General features: G+C 48.3%; 16 protein-coding genes. 10 read left to right on the forward strand and 6 right to left on the reverse strand.

Features of this window, described 5'->3' with window-relative positions; genetic code table 11:
* The first annotated feature begins 203 nt into the window (after positions 1–203).
* The 3 genes from EL633_RS34035 (at position 204) to EL633_RS34045 (ending at position 3,340) form a co-directional block, all read left to right on the forward strand.
* Positions 204–503: a YkvA family protein gene (locus EL633_RS34035; RefSeq protein WP_218027635.1), complete on the forward strand. Its 300-nt coding sequence runs from the start codon at positions 204–206 to the stop codon at positions 501–503.
* Between the two features lie 111 nt (positions 504–614).
* Positions 615–1,475, forward strand: coding sequence for an undecaprenyl-diphosphate phosphatase (locus EL633_RS34040; RefSeq protein WP_126631654.1), 861 nt, complete (start codon positions 615–617; stop codon positions 1,473–1,475).
* Between the two features lie 410 nt (positions 1,476–1,885).
* A complete protein-coding gene (locus EL633_RS34045; protein WP_161982679.1) occupies positions 1,886–3,340 on the forward strand; it encodes a family 43 glycosylhydrolase in 1,455 nt (484 codons plus the stop codon).
* A gap of 65 nt (positions 3,341–3,405) precedes the next feature.
* On the opposite strand, the gene EL633_RS34050 is transcribed toward EL633_RS34045, so the two are convergent.
* From EL633_RS34050 to EL633_RS37380, 4 genes are all read right to left on the reverse strand, one after another.
* A complete protein-coding gene (locus EL633_RS34050; protein ID WP_218027636.1) occupies positions 3,406–4,365 on the reverse strand; it encodes a glycerophosphodiester phosphodiesterase family protein in 960 nt (319 codons plus the stop codon).
* 163 nt (positions 4,366–4,528) lie between these two features.
* Positions 4,529–5,455 carry a bifunctional helix-turn-helix transcriptional regulator/GNAT family N-acetyltransferase gene (locus EL633_RS34055; protein WP_126631657.1) on the reverse strand — a complete coding sequence of 309 codons (927 nt, stop codon included), beginning with the start codon at positions 5,453–5,455 and terminating at the stop codon, positions 4,529–4,531.
* Positions 5,456–5,584: 129 nt separating this feature from the next.
* Complete coding sequence (locus EL633_RS34060) at positions 5,585–5,872, reverse strand: hypothetical protein (RefSeq protein ID WP_126631658.1); 288 nt, start codon at positions 5,870–5,872, stop codon at positions 5,585–5,587.
* A gap of 157 nt (positions 5,873–6,029) precedes the next feature.
* Complete coding sequence (locus tag EL633_RS37380; RefSeq protein ID WP_218027637.1) at positions 6,030–6,575, reverse strand: COG4315 family predicted lipoprotein; 546 nt, start codon at positions 6,573–6,575, stop codon at positions 6,030–6,032.
* Between the two features lie 165 nt (positions 6,576–6,740).
* Here EL633_RS37380 and EL633_RS34070 point away from each other — a divergent pair, with 165 nt between their 5' ends.
* From EL633_RS34070 to EL633_RS34085, 4 genes are all read left to right on the forward strand, one after another.
* Entirely contained in the window at positions 6,741–7,280 is a 540-nt protein-coding gene (locus tag EL633_RS34070) for an RNA polymerase sigma factor (protein ID WP_126631659.1), read from the forward strand.
* Positions 7,281–7,306: 26 nt separating this feature from the next.
* A complete protein-coding gene (locus EL633_RS34075) occupies positions 7,307–8,137 on the forward strand; it encodes a QcrA and Rieske domain-containing protein (RefSeq protein WP_126631660.1) in 831 nt (276 codons plus the stop codon).
* 87 nt (positions 8,138–8,224) lie between these two features.
* Entirely contained in the window at positions 8,225–8,596 is a 372-nt protein-coding gene (locus tag EL633_RS34080; protein ID WP_126631661.1) for a PH domain-containing protein, read from the forward strand.
* Positions 8,597–8,824: 228 nt separating this feature from the next.
* Positions 8,825–10,405: a Na+/H+ antiporter gene (locus tag EL633_RS34085; protein WP_218027638.1), complete on the forward strand. Its 1,581-nt coding sequence runs from the start codon at positions 8,825–8,827 to the stop codon at positions 10,403–10,405.
* Between the two features lie 201 nt (positions 10,406–10,606).
* Here the strand turns inward: EL633_RS34085 and EL633_RS34090 are convergent, their stop codons facing one another.
* A complete protein-coding gene (locus tag EL633_RS34090; RefSeq protein ID WP_126625606.1) occupies positions 10,607–12,034 on the reverse strand; it encodes a hypothetical protein in 1,428 nt (475 codons plus the stop codon).
* Positions 12,035–12,544: 510 nt separating this feature from the next.
* Between EL633_RS34090 and EL633_RS34095 the strand changes: the two genes are divergently transcribed.
* The 3 genes from EL633_RS34095 (at position 12,545) to EL633_RS34105 (ending at position 18,507) form a co-directional block, all read left to right on the forward strand.
* Positions 12,545–13,735 (forward strand): S53 family peptidase, encoded by a 1,191-nt coding sequence (locus EL633_RS34095; protein ID WP_126631663.1) that lies wholly within the window; start codon positions 12,545–12,547, stop codon positions 13,733–13,735.
* 433 nt (positions 13,736–14,168) lie between these two features.
* Positions 14,169–16,778: a type I pullulanase gene (pulA, locus tag EL633_RS34100; RefSeq protein ID WP_126631664.1), complete on the forward strand. Its 2,610-nt coding sequence runs from the start codon at positions 14,169–14,171 to the stop codon at positions 16,776–16,778.
* 223 nt (positions 16,779–17,001) lie between these two features.
* On the forward strand, positions 17,002–18,507 hold the full coding sequence (locus EL633_RS34105; protein ID WP_126631665.1) for an alpha-amylase family glycosyl hydrolase: 1,506 nt from the start codon (positions 17,002–17,004) through the stop codon (positions 18,505–18,507).
* A gap of 117 nt (positions 18,508–18,624) precedes the next feature.
* On the opposite strand, the gene EL633_RS34110 is transcribed toward EL633_RS34105, so the two are convergent.
* Positions 18,625–19,725, reverse strand: a complete 1,101-nt coding sequence (locus tag EL633_RS34110; RefSeq protein WP_218027639.1) for a cellulase family glycosylhydrolase — start codon at positions 19,723–19,725, stop codon at positions 18,625–18,627.
* Positions 19,726–19,986: the final 261 nt, after the last annotated feature.

Genomic DNA, 19,986 nt, shown 5'->3' on the forward strand with positions numbered 1-19,986 from the left:
CAGAGTGTCTGGGATCTGTTTTCTTGCCAACGCGTGTGAATTACGTTATATTTTTTGATACAACAATTGTTATACGCGCTGATCGATAACAATAATAGTGGAGAGGAAATATAACTATAGCCGCAATAAGAAGATTGAAAGAGTGGGCCCACACAGTAAAAAGGGACATTCTGGCACTTAGTGTGGCCTATAAGGATCCACGTGTGCCCTGGTATGCGCGGGCCTTTATCATTGGCCTGCTGGGCTATGCATTCAGTCCGATCGATCTCATTCCGGATTTTATTCCAGTCATCGGCCTGCTTGATGATCTGATCTTACTTCCTCTTGGAATCCTCCTCGCCATCAAAATGATTCCGCCGCTCGTTCTGCAAGAGAGTCGTATTCAGGCGCAGCAAATGCTTGATCAGCACAGGCCGCTTAGCTGGCGTGGTGCGCTGATCATTGTCCTGATATGGCTCACCTGCGCAGCCCTGATTGTACTATGGTTTTTGCGTTGGCGATAAAGCATCGCACCACTATATAGTGTGTGATGAGTTGGTGTGACTGCTTATCGCAACCTTACCAGTTCATCACATTGTAGACAAAATATAATGATGTAGGAATGAATCGATATAATGGAAATATGGAAACTATGTGTCGCCTTAATGCTAGGCCTTGTTGAAGGATTAACCGAGTTTGCGCCCGTTTCCTCTACCGGGCATATGATTATAGTTGATGACTTGCTACTCAAGTCAAAAGATTTATTTTCAGCTGAGATTGCTAACACCTTTAAAATCGTGATTCAGCTTGGATCTATTCTGGCGGTCGTGGTCGTCTTTCGCGAGCGTTTCATGACCTTATTACATTTAAAGAAGCAAACGGTTATAACGCGTAATCAGTTTATTGATCCTAAAAACCTGTTACCTCAACGTAGATTACAGCTCAAACATATCATCGTTGGGCTACTGCCCGCGCTGATCCTTGGTTTTCTCTTTTCAGATTTCATTGATGAACATCTCTTTTCCGTCGGAACCGTGATTGGTGCCCTGGTGGTAGGGGCGATCTGGATGATTGCTGCTGACTTCTTACGGCCGCGCAAGCCAACTATTGAGAGCGTAGATCAAATCACGTTGCCCAAAGCCTTCATGATGGGAGTAATGCAGTGTCTGGCACTCTGGCCCGGCTTCTCACGTTCTGGTGCCACCATCTCTGGTGGCGTGCTGATCGGTTTAAGTCATCGGGCCGCCGCCGACTTCTCATTTATTATGGCGGTACCCATTATGCTAGGAGCCAGCTCGCTCTCAATGCTCAAGCACTGGAAAGACATCACGCCTGGCAGCATCCCCTTCTTTATCGTTGGCTTTATCAGTGCTTTCTTATGCGCACTGGTCGTCATGCACTTTTTCCTCAAACTGATCGACAAGATCAAACTGCTACCATTTGCTATTTATAGAATTGTGCTCTCAATCGCCCTCTATTTCATCGTCTTTAGTTAACGCCATGTGCAAGTTGTATCCCTCACACCTCGTGCCTACGGCTCTCGCTTGTTTTGAGGAGGAACATGGCGAGGCGGTCGCGACCGCCTCGCCATGTTCCTCCTCAAAAGAGTGGGTATGTGGAAAACTTGCACATGGCGTTAGTTAAGATCCGAAGCTACAAAAAAGAGACTGTAACCATAAAGCCTTTATGGTTACAGTCTCTTTTTTGTAGCCATTAGGGGTATTATATTTACTTTTTATGGAATGTAATGGTATTCTTAGTATAAGCTTTACAACGTTGTACAGCCGTGCATGTAGGACATTGTCATATATCCTGTTTACTATTTCCAACGGATTGGAATACTTTGTTTGCTGAAAAACGAAACCTCAATGGATCGTTTACAGCTACAGTTAGCATGGAGGTTACTATGAACGTGCAAAGAAGCCGAACCACGAAGCTGCGTGTATTTTTTATGCTCTTGTTTGTAGGCGTGTGTACACTAGCTGGAATGTTCTTCTCCCAGTCTATGCCAGCATCCGCCGCCTCATCTGGAAATCCTATTTTGCCAGGCAACCAGGCAGATCCAAGTGTGCGTATTTTTGAAGGAAAGTATTGGATCTACCCTTCTGGTTTCGATAATAATCGTTTCCATGCCTGGTCTTCTACAGATCTCTCCAACTGGACCGATGAGGGTGTGGTGTTGGATGTAGGCCCACAGGTGAGTTGGGCAGATACCCGTGCCTGGGCTCCAGATATGATCTATCGCAATGGCAAATATTATTTTTACTTCGCGGCCGATGTGCAGGTAGGCGTTGCTGTCTGCGATAGTCCAAAGGGACCCTGTACAGATAGTGGCGCACCATTAGTGGCGGCCGGACTTGGTGGTGCTGAGTCGATTGACCCAACTGTCTTTGTGGATGATGACGGTCAGGCATATCTCTACTCAGGTGGTTCCGCTGGTGGTGGTCGTATGAGCATCTTCAAGTTGAATGCTGATATGGTCTCTGTAAATGGGAACCAGATCATTCAAACTCCCACCAACTTTACTGAAGGCACCTGGTTAAGCAAGCGTAACGGCACCTATTATCTTTCCTACTCTAATGGGTGCTACTGTAACGATACGTATAATGTACAGTATTCCACCGGTAGCTCACCCCTGGGACCATGGAGCTATCAAGGAACAATCCTTGCCAGCAATGATGTGTACAAAGGACCTGGTCACCATGCCTTCTTGCAGTATCCAGGTACAGATGATTGGTATATCGTCTATCACCGTTATGAAAATAACGATTTCTCGCAGCGGAAAGTAGCCATAGATCGTGTAAATTTCAACGCGCAAGGGCAGATTCAGCCGATTGTCATGACCAGTAGCGGTGTCGATACACGTCCCCTCGGACAATCCTCTGTCAGCTTAACGCGCAATGTCTATCAATCCTTGCAGACAACCACGCCGGGTTACTCGAATGCTTTTATTCGACATGCCAATGGCGATGGTTATACGGCGGTAGTTGATAATAATAGTGATACATTGCTCAAGCAAGATGCAACCTTTAAAGTCGTTGATGGGCTGGCGGATGCCAGTTGCTATTCATTTGAGTCACGCAACTATCCAGGCAACTATCTGCGGCATGCCAATAGCCGTCTACACAACTCTCCACGAGATGGCAGTGCCCTTTTTGATCAGGACGCCACCTTTTGCGCACAGGCGGGATTGTCCGGAACAGGGGTTTCCTTCAAGTCGTATAACTATCCTGATCACTATATTCGGCACTATAATGCCGAAGTCTGGATTGCCACCAATGGAGGTCCAGAGGCTTTCGATACCTCCACTTCCTTTATGCAGGATGCATCCTGGAACATAGCCGCTCCATGGGCTCCATAGTATTGAAGTTATAGTTACAATAATGACAGGAGGAAGGACTGGAGTTTCTTCTTCCTGTCAGTCATTTATTTATGATGATAGACTGGTGCGACCTGATCAACATGGTTGGTCCAGATGCCAGCGGTATATCCGGTGGGCAGTTGTTTTAGATCATCGGGAGTATCAAAACCATTTGAGAAATCCTGGCTCCCATTACCCTGCACCAGGATGACACGTGTATCACTGGCATCCATACGCTCAAGGAAACGATCAGGCCAGCCCCAGAGCCATGGTGCGACTTTATCGGGCAGTTGTAGATCGATATGCCGACAGGTCGCAGGCACATAGCCAGTCCAGCCGATAGCCTCATACTGAAGCACGCAATTCTGGATGATAGCTTTCGACATCACGCGCATGTGAGGGAGGCGCTGATGAAGCGCATCAATTGGTTTGTCGCCCCCTTCAACCGTCAACCGATCCTGAAAATGTTGGGGGAGCGTTGAAAGCACGCGCGCTAGCTGTACGCCTTCGTCAAAATTATCACTTTTGATATCGACACGTAGTGGTTGATCTGGAAAGGCCTGCAGCACCTCATTCAGCGAAGGCATCAGACCAATGCCCTTGCCACGGAAAGGGTATGTTTTGCCACCATCAGCGGTATAGCCATAGCCAATATCTAACTTTTTCAATTGCGCCAGCGTGTAATTCGTCGTGACCCCTTTCCCATTTGTGCGGCACTCAAGGTTCCAATCGTGGAAGACCACAAATTGTTGATCCTTCGTCGACTGTACATCGAATTCCACGATATCGGCTCCTACCGCGAAGGCTGCCCTGATTGAAGAAATTGTGTTATCCAGATAGGAATGTTTGGATGGGAGCATCCGTGACGCCACACAGGTCTGATTGGTCAAACCTTGCCTTGAATACGGTTGAGAGAGGGCGCCATTGGCCAGAAAAAATGCTTTGCCAGTACGTGGCGTGACAAAGAGAGGCCCATTATTTAAAAACATAAAAATGGCTAACAGGGCAATGCAGCCCAAAATCATGTGCAGGATCTTTCTCTTCCTTGAGTGCGGCTTTTTGATTGTGGAGGTCGTCTTCATTGAGCTATATGCCCTTCTTTCATCCAATAATTACTGGTCTATAACTATAGCATTTGTATTGTTAAAGACGGTGTCCTGCGCCTGGGTGGATCTATCGTTCAGATCACTACAGGATTAGTTCCCAGGTTTCTCCGACCAGATCCCGGCCGAAGCTATGATGGGCTTCTTCAGCAACAAGCTTAAAGCCCGTTTTTTGATAGATATGGCGGGCCTCTACCAGGATGCTATTTGTCCAGAGTATTATCTTCTGGTAGCCGTGACGGCGAGCAAAGCGAATACACTCTTCAACCAGGCGTGTGCCTAATCCGAGTCCACGTGCTTTTGGCTCGACCAGTAGAAGGCGCAGTTTGGCGACCGCCTCGCTGCTCTCCACAATAAAGACCGAGCCGACGATTTCACCATTGATCTCTGCGATCCAACAGCGCTCACGTCCAGGACGGTAGTTGGTAATGAAATCCGCAGTAATCCGGGCAACCAGTGCCTCGAATTGTTCGTCCCAACCATATTCTTGCGCATAGAGTACGGCATGGCGGTGCGTGATCCAGCCCATATCGCCAGGTTCATGAGCGCGAAGCACAAAAGGCTCAGAAAATTTGAGTCCCCTTGTGAGCAAGCTTTCAATGGTCCGCATAGAATTTAACAGACGTTGCTGGTCCTCTTCGCTGAGATCATCCAACATCTCTGCGACTTCTTCGCGAGAACGCTGATCATTGAGGAGGAAGGCCTCTTTCCCTTGAGGAGTGAGACTAAGCAAGAATTGGCGTCCATCTTTCTCCGACCGAGTCTTCTTGATCAGTTCCTGCTGCTCGAAATGCGTCAGGATGCGACTCAAATAGCCCGCATCTAGACCAAGTTCACGGACTAACTGGGAGGCAGTCACCTGCTCACCATGTCCTATCTCAAAGAGAACACGCGCCTCTGTGAGCGGGAAAGGACTATGTAGCAGGCCTTCTTGTAGAACTCCGATATGGCGCGTGAAGAAACGATTGAAGTGGCGTATGGCGCTGATCCTTGCTTCGGAAGATGGTTCCATCTTTATATCCTTTTCATTACTTGACAAAAGCAACTATAGTAGTGCTACTATCTAACAAATAGTTGCTTTTGTCAAGTAAATAAGGGCGCAAGCAACCTTATTTATCTAATTTCAGGTTATACCTTGTGCTTATTGCACGGGGATCGAGCGAGCCTGGGTCAGGAAATCGTCGTAGACTGCGAGTTGTTTGCGTTGTTCGGCGCGTATTTCGGGGCTCTCGGTACGTTGTATCTCCATGAGTTTCTCGCGGTGCAGGCGGCGCACCTGTGATTTCAATCCCGTGATAGCATCATTTTCCCTGAGGAGCATCAGAATTTCGTTGACGGTCTGCACGTAGATATCACCTTCACTGGTACTGCGCTGGCTTTTCTCTTCAAAATAGACGATGAGATCTTGCTTGCTTGTAATGTTAGGCATAGTTTGAGTTCTCCTGTGCGTTTTTGCCCACGGTATAACATATGTAGTTTTATGCCATCAGTCTGGTGGAGTCGCTTGAGAAGCCAGCTTTTGCTATGCCTGAGGAGAGACAGGCCACCCATCAACATACTGACAGGTGGCACTGTATGATCGGTTTTTAGGAGAGGTTTCCGGTTGCCACAAACCATTTGCCGCCGAGTCCATCGCCACTGGTTTGTCCAGGTGCTGAGTCGCCAGCGTAGGTATAAAGGAAGTGACCATTATATTGTATTTGTTGACCAGTGTCGGTCTTTACAACTGTCAATTTACCAGGGAGATTTGTTGGACTGGTAGGTTGAGTTGAGCCTGTTGCCAGCAAAGGTGGCCAGGATCCGGTACACCCGCTCCCGCAGGCAGACGTAGTTTTGGTATCTGGCGTAAAGTAATAAAGCGTAAGACCATGGCTATCTGTCAGAATGGTCTCTTTTTTTCCTTTAAGGGTTGCCGATGCCGTCTTGATGATAGCGCTATCTGATGATGAAGTACTGGCACTCGTCGTTGGTGTGGCATTACTGTTCCCATAGGAATTTTTGTCGCTGTTGTTCGTCGAACTGGTATTGGTGGTACCTGTATCTGTATTCGTGCTCTCTGTACCACAGGCGGCAAACAAGAATATGGTTAGAGCCAGGATGCAGAAAAGAACCGAAATGCGTAATGATCGCAAAGTCTGAGCCCTCCTTAGCGTTTCGCAAAGGTTTTTCAATCAAGTATCTATCTATACGTGAGCAGGTTACAGATGCTACTTGCAGTTTTTTAAGATCGGTGTAACCTGTATACGTACTCCTCTGTAGGACCATTAAATGTTGCCCATGGAATATCGAGGAGAGCTTTGAAGACAACAGGCAATCCATCCGAACAGGAGCCGCAGGAGTTTCAGACGTTCTATCAAGAACATCTAGGGATGATTTATCGCTATGTCTACAGTAAGGTAGGGAATCGCCAGGAAGCTGAGGATCTCACGACGCAGATATTTATGAAGGCGATCAAAAATGTAGATATTGCGCGTGGACAAGCAAGCATCCAGACCTGGCTCTTTCAAGTAGCCCGGACAACGATTGCTGACTACTGGCGTCAATATTATCGTGCGGAAGTACAATCACTTGAAGAACTGCTGGAAAGTGGCTGGGAAGGTCCTGTCGAAGAAGAGTTACATCCTGAAGGTCTGGCATCCGGTGAGAAAGTTCAGGCGCTCCTGCTACTCCTGCCAGAGCAGCAGCGGGAGGTCTTAAAGTGTCGTTTCTTACTGCATCTCTCGATTAAAGAGACGGCTGTGCGTATGAGTATTACGGAAGCTAATGTCAAGGTGACGCAATTTCGCGCCCTCAAGCGTGCGGCGGAACTGGAAACGATTATCAATAAACGAGCATAAAAGTTCTAGCATGGGGGAGTACAAACATGGCAGATGAAGATCAGGAGAGGTTTGAGGATTATCTGGAATTGGAGAGCTACATTGAAGCGCTCCAGGTGGGTAAAGTCGCTCATCCTCCCACAAACCTGACGCTAGAACAGGCGCGTATCTATCAGATGGCGGTCCTCTTTCATTCCGCAACTAATGAAGACGCGGAACCACGTCCCGATTTTGTGGAAAATTTGAAGGCACAACTGCTTGAAGCGGGCGAACAGCCACAGATATCCCAAATTGAGTCAGCCACCAGCCCTAAGCCTTTGCCACATGAAATTAGTGAGCCAGTCACAAAGACAAAAGGCACAGCCCAACCAGTACGTTTTGTTTCTCGTCGCCATCTTCTGGCTGGAGGTGCTATCGCCGCCGCCTCAATGGTGGTCGGAGCAGGAATCGGTACAAGCATTAACCACCAGACACAACCACAGGTTGTGACACCACCTCCTAATGATGCAGGCGCCGCAGGTCAACGCCTGCAAATGACCGAAGGCATCCCCACCAGATGGCAATTTGTGACCACGCTTGCAGATCTGGGCGATAAAGCCATACGCTTCACCTCTGATGCCATCGTTGGCTACGTTGTGCGTGCAAAAAATACCACCAGTGCCAACAGCGTGATCGCCTTATCGGCAGCCTGCACCCATAAAGGCTGCCTGGTTCAATGGAAGACCAGTGAGCGCCACTTTGTCTGTCCCTGCCATGGAGCCATATTTGATGTTCAGGGGACACAAAAGCTTACCAACTATGCCTACACACTACTCCCTCTACCCAGTTTGAATACAAAAATCGAAGATGATAAAGTATATGTAGAGATTCCCCTCTAGCGAACGCATAGAACGCGATAAATTGTTATGATAAGATAGAAGCTGCAAACACAATACCACTATTACATTTTTTGGAGAGAATTATCTATGATTGATTTTCAGCAAGGCCTGATCAAACTTTCACCGATTGCCCCGGATCGTGTTGTACCAATGGTTGCCCCCATGCTGGTCAATGATGAGCAGATTGTTGCCGCTTTTAAGACGGTACGCGATTCCGTTGTTTTTACAAATAAGCGTATTATCGCCATTAACGTGCAGGGAATGACAGGTAAGAAGACAGATTATACCTCCTTGCCTTACAGTAAGGTTCAGGCCTTCTCGATTGAGACTGCGGGTGTTTTTGATCGGGATTGTGAAATAGAACTGTATTTCAGTGCCATCGGGCAGGTGAAATTTGAGATCCGCGGTAGTTTTGACATCGTGCAATTCAACCGAATCCTCAGCCACTACGTATTATAGTTTATATCTTTTTTTGTTGAGTCCTCGCGTCTATAGCGTGCGCTTGTTTTTTTTATAGTGTGTGGTGGGAGTTTATTTACCACACACTATGAGAAGGAAGGAGTGGCATAAAGGAGAAGGCGCTGAGTGGTGACGAGGGAGAAAGTGGAAAGATACAGGCAGATTGGAATACAATATACCATCGAGTGGGCCTGAAAAAAATCGCTGGGAGTAGGAGTTCTCCAAATAATGGATGTTGAAATTATCCTTGTACTTCTTTTTGTGGTCGTATTACTGGTAGCGCTAGCCAATAAACTGAAATTACCTTATCCTATCCTGCTCGTACTGGCTGGATTGATAATCAGTTTTGTGCCAGCCTTCCCTGATGTGATCCTTAAACCTGAACTGGTTTTTATCTTGTTTTTACCGCCGATTATCCAGCTTTCAGCTTTTTATACATCGGCACGCGATTTTAGAGCCAATATTCGTTCGATTAGTTTACTGGCCGTGGGTTTAGTGCTGGCAACGATGGTGGCGGTCGCGCTTGTGGCCCATGCTCTCATCAAAGATTTACCCTGGGGTGCGGCCTTTGCTCTGGGTGCGATCGTTGGACCAACGGACTCGATTGCGGCGACCAGTATCGCCCAACGACTTGGATTGCCCAGGCGGATTGTGACGGTGCTTGAAGGTGAAAGTTTGCTCAACGATGCCACCGCGCTGGTGGCGTATCGGGTCGCCGTAGCGGCCGTGGTGACAGGAACATTTTCCTTGCTCGATGCCGGTGGACAATTTCTGCTCTCAAGTATTGGAGGCATTGGCCTTGGTATTGTACTTGGTTTAATCGTCACACCTATCTTTAGACGCCTGAATGAAGACGTTCCAGTCTATTTAACCCTGACATTTCTTTCTGGTTATGGTGCTTATCTACTGGCTGATGCCTTGCACTTTTCTGGCGTGCTGGCCGTGGCGACCATTGGTATTTTTTATGGTCAGCCGCGCTTCAATACCATGACGCCAACGTTACGCATCCAGGGCACGGCAATCTGGGATATCGTGGTTTTTGTGCTGAATGGCTTAATCTTTATTCTGGTTGGTCTACAATTGAATGACATCGTCAAACAATTGCCTGACGGTACCAGTATGGAGGTAGTCTGGTATGCTATTCTTATCAGCCTGACATTGATTGTGGTACGCTTTATCTGGGTATTTGCAGGCACCTATCTGCCACGATTGCCAGCTTCTGTGCGTGCGCGTGATCCTTTTCCGCACTGGCAGCATGTCGTGATTGTCTCATGGGCTGGTATGCGTGGTGGTGTCTCTTTAGCCACAGCCCTCGCCTTACCTTTTGTGCTGGATAATAAAGCGGTTTTTCCACAGCGCAGTCTGATCATTTTCCTGACCTTCTGCGTTATTCTGGCCACACTGGTCTTACAAGGTCTCACCTTACCATTTCTTATTAAGCGGCTCAACGTTGTCGATGATGGAACCAGTGAACGCGAGGAACATAAGGCTCGCCTCAAAGCGGCTCAAGCTGCGCAGGCTCAACTTACTATAATTGCGCAAGAGTTGGATCTCTCTTCTGCACATATGGGCAAATTGATGCATCATTATGAGGATCGTATTCGGCATTATACCGCTCTCTATCATGGTGAATTGGATGCAGATGGAGAAGATCATTTTGCGCAGTTTGGCAAGATTGAGCAGCAGTTGCTGAAAGCTGAACTGGATGCTGTTCTGCAATTGCGCAATGATCAGGTCATCAATGATGAGATCTTACGCCGTGTCCAATATGATCTTGATCTTGAATGGCTGCGCCTGCAAGATAATTAAATAAAGCATCTACCAACTCGTTTTTGAGGAAGAAAATAGCGGGGCGGCTATAACCGCCCCGCTATTTTCTTCCTCAAAAACAAGCGAGCGCTGTAGGCGCGAGGTGTGCATAAGCAAAATTGTACGCAACCTTAGTTAGATGAAACCTGTGCTCCGCTGATCGTTTGTTTCGCGCCGTTGGCGCTCCAACGGTCTCATGAGTCATCCCCAATTTTTCTGAAATCGCTCAAGGTCTCGGATGAGTGAGCAAACCGTGAGGGGATCATCAGAAGGTGGGAGGAAACAACCGAAGCGGGGACGGTAATCGTCCCACAAGCGACTGAGTGCCCATCGGATCCGATAGAGTGGTGCCTGCACGTGCAGGCACCGCTTTCCGGTTCGGTGACATCGGAAGCGCAAGAGCGCTTGCACGAGTTCGTGATGCCTCGGATCAAGCAAGGAAAGCAGGAAGGCATAGACGAGCATGACCATACCAAGCAACTTGAGTCGAGCTTCTAACGACCACAACCGAGGACATTCCAAGGCCAATTCACATTTCGCATAGCGAAAACTCACCTCAATTTGCCATCTCCGACGATAACTGAAGAATACATCCCATGCTTGCTCTTCGGTGTGGACTGGCTCATTGGTGATCAAATACATGATGCCTTTTTTGACCCGCGCTTTCACGAGAAACAATGGTTCATGCGTCTGAGGATGGCGAAGGGCTGTCCACCACAAATCACAGGCCATCTTTTCTCCCGTTCTGCCATCCCAGATCTCTTTGTGCGCGCGATACTTCTTCCCCTGGCCAATTTGCCACAGCTTCTTTTCCTCTCCGGCCAGTGTCAGAAACACGTGATGTTTGACCCAGCGGATAATGAAACGGGCTCGATACTTGGCGAGCACGCGCAGCCAATATCCTGAGGCATAGCCGCGATCAAAGACATGAACCAGCAAAGAACCCCATTTTCTGACACAGATCCGCAATCCCTCTTCTTCCGCATCTCGGAGCCTGGTGGCAAAGACGCCTTTGGTTGACCACCACTTCGTGACTGCCAGATGGGGAAGCCCTTGCATTCCGACAATGAGTGCAGCATTCCACTGCATTCCCATGACCCTGACCGGACGAGCAGCAGGCCAATTGAACACGAAGCCCCGCTTTGTCCGCTGCCGCCTCTTGGCTTTACTCGAGAGAACCGGGCAGAGTCCTTCCAACTTTTCGCTTTCGGCTTTCTCCAGCACACTTCCATCCCAGATGCAGAGGATCCGCTTGCATTGCTCTTTGAGGGTGCGTACCTCCTCATCTGCTTTTTCCAGCAGATAGTCATCAATGAGCCCCACGGTCCACTTCACGGATCGCAACAGCTTTCCAACCCGCTTGGTGCCTGCGGTGGCACTCGTTGAGTACCCATCATAGCCTTGCAGATAGGAACCAAGCTCACTCAGCCACAAAGCTTGTGGATTTTGACGCAGGCGGATGATGGCAACCAGGCATTGCAGTAAGGTGCGCACCAACCGTTTGTCTAAGACATCATCGAGCCTGAGCAAAAAAGGCTGCAAAAACTGTTCAAGCAACTGAAGCAGATGCTGTGATCCCCCCTGCGGATCTTGTTCCAAGCGTTTGAAGGTTTCTGACAATTCTGACATAATAACGATGGATCTCCTCATTTAGTGATTGTTTGCTTTTCATATTCAACAGTCTAAATGACGAGATCCATTTTGCCTAGTCCTTCTTTTGAAAAATTAGGGATGACTCATAAGAAGCATGGGCCCTTCAGGGCCCGAGTGCGGTTTGGCTGCACACTCCACGATAAAAGTGGGGGAAAATACTCTCTTATTTAATCGCTGGATACCTTTTATTTTACTTATTATGGAGTAGATATTTTATACTATAATCATCTGTATGCATAAAACTGCAATCTAATCTATTGAAATTTTCGTATTTATTGCGTATACTCTTATTTAGAGATACAACTATCCAAATGTGCCAGTTGGATAGCATTTCTCCCATAAAATGATGTTTTATGGGAAGGTCTGAGACTCCTATAAACAAATGCGTTGCTTTTCCTTTTATCTTTTTGCTGGTAAAAAACGAGACCCCTCACAGGGGGACTCTGTCTCTTTTTTTACCCTACAGCTAACAGAAGGAGCTGAGCTGTGAAACGAGTCTTTATGACAACCTGTCTTGCGCTTGTACTAACTGCTATGGTATTTTTCTCCGCAAGCGCGACGAGTTTTGCTAACCAGGCAAGCAGCCAGGGGCAATCTCCGCTTTCAGCAAAAACTTTTAAGCATGCCTGCACGCAGGCTAAAGTTGGATTTGCATCCTGTTTTGCCTTACAGTCAACCACAGGCGTTGCCGCACCAGGCGCCCAGACGCACGGTCTGACTCCTAACGCTCAGTCACCAGGAGGGAGTGCTCCTTATGGGCCGGCGAATTTAGCGGCCGCCTATAATTTGCCAACCGGTGCGAGTGTATCCCAGACGGTGGCGATCGTCGATGCATATGATGATCCCAATGCTGCCAGCGACATGAACTACTATCGTTCGAACTTTGGCCTGCCCGCCTGCACCTCCAGCAATGGCTGTTTTAGAAAGGTAGACCAGAACGGTGGAACCAACTATCCAACAGCCGATAGCGGCTGGGCCGGTGAAATTTCATTGGACCTGGATATGGTGAGTGCCATCTGTAATCGTTGTAAAATTCTGCTTGTAGAGGCAAAATCCAGCAGTTTTAGTGATCTTGGAGCCGCTGTAAATACAGCCGTACGCCTGGGTGCAACTGAGGTCAGTAATAGCTATGGCGGCAGCCAGTCGAGCAGTGATACATCTACCTGTAATTCATACTTCAATCATTCAGGCGTGGCGATCACCGCTAGCTCTGGCGATGGTGGACAATATGTTGAATCGCCTTCAGATTGTCCGCACGTCGTTGCAGTTGGTGGCACAACCCTGAATAGCAATGGAACCGAGACCGCTTGGCATACCAGTTCTTCAGAAGGTGCTGGCGGTGGCTGTAGCTCTTATATCACCCGCCCAACCTGGCAGAGTAGCAGCGTAACTGGATGCTCGCGCCGTGCGGTCTCAGATGTCTCGGCCGTCGCTGATCCTGCTACCGGTGTGTATGTCTATGATACCTATCAGGCAAGTGGCTGGCAGCAATATGGTGGGACCAGTGCTTCCTCCCCGATCATCGCCTCTGTTTATGCTCTGGCTGGTGGCGTCTCGGGAGAAGCCGCAAGTATCCCCTGGAGTAAACGCTCCAATGGCTGTCTCTTTACTGTCGGTGGAAAATCCTATTCATATCAGGCCGGACTTGGCTCACCCAACGGCACCGGGTGTTTCTAGCTCTAAGACCTTTCCCATAATCTAAGGAAGCATCAGACCTGAAGGACCTTGTGTGAAAGACTAACATTGTCTTTCACACAAGGTCTTGAGTTTTATGGTTTATGCGGCAAACATGTATCGCGGAACATGTTTGCCGCATAAACCATAAAATATCAGGTTCCCATTAGGGAACGGTGTTGTTTGCTATACCATATATTTGCAGATGTGGATGTATAGAAGTACGGCAGCCTTGACGAACGGATAATTGGATGTTATGTTTATTCTTAGTAATGATTTTATGGTCGACAGTCGATTCGTCAACTATATTGCTAATTATTTCTAAGGTAGAGATAACTGGAAAAGAATCATTGATGAAGGGTAGACGCTTTATTTTTTGTCCATCTCTGTAGATGAACGACTACCTGGACTTTCGATTTCCAAGGAAGGAAAATGTATGTCTTCTCGTACTGAAGTCCTCAAGGCGAAAAAAGTATGGAAGCTCAATCTCATTGTTCTGCTGGTACTTTTAGTTAATGCAGTACAACTGATTGGAGCCATGCCTGCGAAAGCCGCTGGAACCGCCCCCAATGTCTCCGTAAAAGTCCACTACTCACGGCCAGATGGTGTCTATGATCGCTGGAACCTCTGGATGTGGACCGTGGATAGCGCCGGTACCGGTCATAATGGCGCGAGCTACAATTTTAACACGCAAGATGCATATGGCGTCGTGGCTGACCTCTCTGTTCCCTCTGACACAGGTCAGACCGCCCCGACCGCTCAAGTAGGTTTTATTGTGCGCAAAGGCGACTGGGAAGCCAAAGATGTTGATATGAATCGCTTTATCAATGTTGCTGCCGGCCAGACTGAAATATGGTTGGTATCTGGAGATCCGAATGTATACACATCATTGAGTGATGCGCAGGATGCGCAAAAGCCTCGGGTCTCGAATGCTTATCTAGAAGCGCGCCAGACTGTGGTGGCGAAACTAAGTACCCCTATCTCATTTCCCTATGCGGCCGCGGATGTTACCGTCACAGATACTACCATGGGCAAGGCCATTCCCGTGACCGGCATCGTGCCCCAGACTGGCAATGCTAGCAGTCCAGCGGATCTGGTGACGATTACGCTGGGGGTTGCTCCTGATGTGACGCATAAGCTGGAGTTGGGCTTGAAGGATATCAAAGCCAACGTTATTACTCCACGCAACGTGCTCAATGATTCTTTATATACCTATACAGGCAATGATCTGGGAAATCACTACACACCACTCTTTACCACCTTCCGTATCTGGGCTCCAACGGCCTCAGATGTAAAGGTGCAACTCTTTAATAGTGAAACTGGAGCTATTACCAAAACGGTGCCTCTGCGCAAGGCTGAGAAGGGAACCTGGAAGGGTCTGGCGATTGGTAATCTGAAGAACTGGTATTATCTGTACCAGGTTACCGTGCTGGGTGAGACACAGACAGCGGTTGATCCTTATGCGACCGCCATCGCCGTTAATGGTACGCGCACCATGATCGCTGATCTGAAGGCCACCAATCCAGGCGGTTGGAGAAGTGACCGTCATCAGACACAGGCACATCCTGAAGATGCAGTCATCTATGAACTCCACACCCGCGACTTCACCATCAATCCTAACTCCGGTGTCAAAAACAATGGAAAGTTCCTTGGCTTTACCGAGACGAACACCAAAGGTCCAGATGGCGTCTCAACCGGAGTCTCAAGCCTGAAAGAGCTGGGTGTCACAGATGTCCAGATCATGCCGGCCTATGGTTTTGCCAGTATTGATGAAACCCGTAACGATCAATACAACTGGGGCTACGATCCACGCAACTATAATGTACCTGAAGGGGCGTATGCGACCGATCCTCATGGCACTACACGCATCACCGAGTTTAAACAAATGGTGCAGAGCCTGCACAAACAGGGTATTGGCGTGATCATGGACGTGGTCTACAACCATACATTCAGCACCAAAATCTCCGACTTCGATAAAATCGTCCCTGGCTACTACTACCGCACAGACTTCTCTGGATCCTACACCAATGGTTCTGGTACCGGCAACGAGATTGCCGCAGAACGACCAATGGTGCAGAAATTCATTCGTGACTCGGTTAAATACTGGGTGAATGAATATCATGTTGATGGCTTCCGCTTCGACCTGATGGCCCTGCTCGGGGTCGATACCATGAAGAAGGTTGCGCAGGACCTGCATACCATCAATCCTGGTATCCAGATCCACGGCGAACCCTGGACCGGTGGAACATCGGCCCTGCCAGAGGACCAACTACTGACCAAAGGCAAGCAGAAAGGTCTCAAACTGGCCGTCTTCAATGACAACCTGCGCAATGGTCTGGATGGTAACGTCTTTGATCGTAGCGCACAGGGCTTCGCCACTGGCGCCACCGGCCTGACCGATGTGATCAAAAAAGGCGTTGAGGGTAGCATCAACGATTTCACCGCCTCTCCCCGTGAGACGATCAACTATATCACCAGCCATGACAACATGACGTTATGGGACAAAATTGCCGCCAGCAATCCTGATGATAGTGTGACGGATCGCATTAAGATGGACGAACTGGCCCAGGCGGTCGTCATGACCTCCCAGGGTATTCCATTTATGCAGGGCGGCGAAGAGATGTTGCGCTCAAAAGGTGGAAATGACAACAGCTATCAGGCTGGCGATGCCGTCAACCAGTTCGACTGGTCCTTAAAAGCTCAGCATAAAGATGTCTTCAGCTACTATTCCGGCTTGATCAAATTGCGCACCAGCCATCCTGCCTTCAGAATGACCAGTGCCGAGCAGATCAAGCAGCATCTGGCCTTCCTGAATAGTCCAGCTAATACAATCGCCTTTATGCTCAAAGATCATGCAAACCATGATGCCTGGAAGAATATCATCGTCGTGTACAACCCGAACAAAACCTCAGCCGAGGTGGCGCTCCCCAATGGAAATTGGAAGATGGTTGCAACTGATAACAAGATTGGGCAGCAGGTACTCGGTCAGGCAACTGGCAATGTGGCTGTGGCGCCAATCAGTACGATGGTGCTCTATCAGAATTAAATGGCCTCGATACATGCTGATAGGAAGCGGGAAGATCTGCCAATTTTCCCGTTTCCTACTCCACCGAACCGCTTTCTTTAGCCTTGCCTGGTCCAATGTTGAGGGAAGTCATAGCGTAAAGTGGAGCTGATTGTCCCTCTTGACTTCACACCGTCGTAGTTCTTGATCCTTTTGTAGTTGTATTGATCAAAGAAGAAAATACACATATGGAGGACATTTTCCAATGATAGGAAAAGGACTTCTGCACAGCCTGCAACAGCACAGACGCTGGTCTACTATTTATGCTGGCATTACGCTGTTGCTGGTGGCTATTCTGGTCACGGTTGCCGTTTTGGCCTTCTCTCCAGCCCGAAACGCTCAGGCACATAGCGCACAGGATTGGACAACGCGCTCCATTTACTTTGTGATGACTGATCGCTTCAGTGATGGTGATAGCTCAAATGATAACTCTGGCGGTTTCAATACCAATCGGGCTGACGCGACAGCCTGGCATGGTGGAGACTTCCAGGGCATCATTTCGCATCTGGATTACATCAAGAACATGGGCTTTACCGCTATCTGGATTACGCCTGTGGTGATGCAGCATGACGCGCATGCCTATCATGGCTATTGGGGCTATGATTTTTATTCGATTGATGGACATCTGGGAACCATGAGTAAGCTCCAGGAACTGGTGACTCAGGCCCATAATCGGAATATCTGGGTCATGCTCGATGTGGTAGCCAATCATACTGGCTACTATAACTATAATACCCCGACCTTCCCCGATTCCGTTGACTACCATCACAATGGCAACGTCGCTGACTACAACAATCAATGGGATGTTGAGAACCAGGATGTCGCAGGACTCAATGACCTGGATCAGAGTAATTCCTATACGCGCTCAACCTTGCTCAATAATGTGAATTGGCTGGTCAAGACTACTGGTGTTGATGGGCTCCGTGTAGATACCGTCAAACATGTCCCCAAGGATTTCTGGAAAGCCTATGCACAGAGTGCAGGCACCTTTACCATTGGTGAAGTCTTCAATGGCGATCCAGCCTACGTTGGCGATTATACTCATTATCTCGATGCCACGCTAGATTATCCAATGTACTACACGATTCATGATGTGTTTGGCCAGAACAAGTCGATGTATAACATCAGTAGTCGTTACAGTTCCGACTACCAGTATCGTGATCCCAATACAAATGGTGTCTTCATCGACAACCACGATGTGGATCGCTTCCTCTGCGATGCCAGCGGCAATCCATCCGCCTCATGGGATAAATGGCCGCAATTGGAGATGGCGCTCTCCTTTACCTTCTCCAGTCGTGGTATTCCAATCATGTATTATGGGACCGAGCAAGGCTTTAGCGGCTGCGCCGATCCTAAAAACCGTGAGGACATGTTCAATTCATTCAGTACCACAGGTACCCTTTACAACTACATAGCCAGGCTAAATCAGGCCCGCAACCTCAATCCCGCTGTCCAGAACGGCGCGCAGTATGAGAAGTGGGTTGACGATACCTTCTACGCCTTTGAGCGCGAAAAAGGCACAAACGATGTCCTCGTCGCCATCAACAATTCCTGGGGAAGTCGCACGGTCACCATTCCTAATCTGGATAATTTCAGTAGTGGACAGACCCTGCACGACGAATTAACGGGAACCGCCTACAAACTGTCAGGTAACAGTATTACATTGACCCTCAATAGCCATCAGGCCGTTGAATTAACCAATCGCTATTAGTACAGTCCTGTTCCATGAAATGGAAGGAGCCGCTGAACACGTCTGTTCAGCGGCTCTTGATCTTTTCCTGTGATTGACAGCACTGGAGACAGTTCTGCTAAAAATGAAGCAGTTAGTTTAGGGATACAGGGCTGAAAAATGATCTTTAAAACCCTGACCGAAGGCAGTGGGTGTGCCATTATAATCAGAGATCAAGGATGGGAAGCTACCACAATCGTAGGTATCCCAGGCCCAGCCCATATATCCGATGCCATGTTGATCAGCCCAGTTCATCGCGGTATCGACAAAGCCATGCTGACAATCGCTTTCGCCAAGTTCACCAAAGACCACCGGTAACTGATTCGCAACAGCGGCATACTGCTGGTCATAACAAGAGGTTGAATTACAACCGGAGTTGTCGTAGACGTGTGCAGAGATCATCAGGTTGTTGTTGGGATCGCTAGGCAGGTTGTCCAGAACACCACCGATATAATTCGCATAGCCCCAACCATCCAGCATGACTACATTGCCTGCACCAGCTCCACGTACCTTATCCAACAATGTCTGCATACCAGCTACGGCATAATTTTGAGAGGCGCAGGGAGCGGTTGAAGGTGATGGGCTACCATTTCTCCAGCAAGCGCCGCCATCACTATCGGCATGTGGCTCATTAAACAGATTAAAGATCACCGAAGAATTGTTGGAGAAGGTACTGGCGACCGACCACCAGAAATCACCGGAATGGTCAACATCAGGCATCGGTTGCTGGCTAAAAGGAGTCGTTGAACCAGCCGCAGTCCAATGCAGATCCAGGATCGGAATGATCCCTTTGGAATCCAGCAAATTAACGTAATCTACGATCGCCTGCTGATAGGCAGATCCACTGTATGCATTTTGCGCGCCATTGATCCACAGCCAGCAATCCTCATTCAGAGGAATACGGACAGCATTGATATGCCAGCTGACCATGGCATCTACGGAAGCTGCATCGCTGGGGCCATCAAAAATACCAGCATTATTGACGCATTTGTATTCAGTGCCAGAGCGGTTCACGCCAAGTAAGCGGATAGTCTGGTTGTCGCCATTGAGCAACTGATTACCAGAGACGTGTAGCCCATAGACACTTGAGAGAGGCGCTTCCGCGTGAGCGGAGTGGGTAGAGAGAGAGAAACCAGCACAGGCTATTGCCAGTATTACCGCACACACAATACCAACGCGAAAGATAGGTTTTAGCTTCATAAGAACACTCCTTGTTCTAGCTATTCTCAACCATGAAAAGACGTTTCCTTACGCACAACAGACAACAATAATCAAGGTTTCTTGTGAATACCACGCTGTAAAAAAAACCGGTTTTTTTTCTTGGTATATTCGGTTTTTAACCGTTATTTGGTGCTGTCTCTCTAAGATTAAATAGAAAAAGCCTTCCTGTCAAGTCTTTTAGGCATTTCTAACTAGAAGTGCTATAGCAGCACACTGATTTATTAACCAGAATATATTCGG

This window comes from Dictyobacter alpinus (assembly GCF_003967575.1).
In the GTDB taxonomy this organism is placed as follows: domain Bacteria; phylum Chloroflexota; class Ktedonobacteria; order Ktedonobacterales; family Ktedonobacteraceae; genus Dictyobacter; species Dictyobacter alpinus.

What these genes read in the sequence shown, in the direction of transcription:
- EL633_RS34085 (WP_218027638.1), top strand. Translation starts at nt 8,825, where the DNA reads ATGGATGTTGAAATTATCCTTGTACTTCTTTTTGTGGTCGTATTACTG.
- EL633_RS34090 (WP_126625606.1), bottom strand. Translation starts at nt 12,034, where the DNA reads ATGTCAGAATTGTCAGAAACCTTCAAACGCTTGGAACAAGATCCGCAG.
- EL633_RS34055 (WP_126631657.1), bottom strand. Translation starts at nt 5,455, where the DNA reads ATGGAACCATCTTCCGAAGCAAGGATCAGCGCCATACGCCACTTCAAT.
- EL633_RS34105 (WP_126631665.1), top strand. Translation starts at nt 17,002, where the DNA reads ATGATAGGAAAAGGACTTCTGCACAGCCTGCAACAGCACAGACGCTGG.
- EL633_RS34040 (WP_126631654.1), top strand. Translation starts at nt 615, where the DNA reads ATGGAAATATGGAAACTATGTGTCGCCTTAATGCTAGGCCTTGTTGAA.
- EL633_RS34075 (WP_126631660.1), top strand. Translation starts at nt 7,307, where the DNA reads ATGGCAGATGAAGATCAGGAGAGGTTTGAGGATTATCTGGAATTGGAG.
- EL633_RS34060 (WP_126631658.1), bottom strand. Translation starts at nt 5,872, where the DNA reads ATGCCTAACATTACAAGCAAGCAAGATCTCATCGTCTATTTTGAAGAG.
- EL633_RS34080 (WP_126631661.1), top strand. Translation starts at nt 8,225, where the DNA reads ATGATTGATTTTCAGCAAGGCCTGATCAAACTTTCACCGATTGCCCCG.
- EL633_RS34050 (WP_218027636.1), bottom strand. Translation starts at nt 4,365, where the DNA reads ATGATTTTGGGCTGCATTGCCCTGTTAGCCATTTTTATGTTTTTAAAT.
- EL633_RS34045 (WP_161982679.1), top strand. Translation starts at nt 1,886, where the DNA reads ATGAACGTGCAAAGAAGCCGAACCACGAAGCTGCGTGTATTTTTTATG.
- EL633_RS34110 (WP_218027639.1), bottom strand. Translation starts at nt 19,725, where the DNA reads ATGAAGCTAAAACCTATCTTTCGCGTTGGTATTGTGTGTGCGGTAATA.
- pulA (WP_126631664.1), top strand. Translation starts at nt 14,169, where the DNA reads ATGTCTTCTCGTACTGAAGTCCTCAAGGCGAAAAAAGTATGGAAGCTC.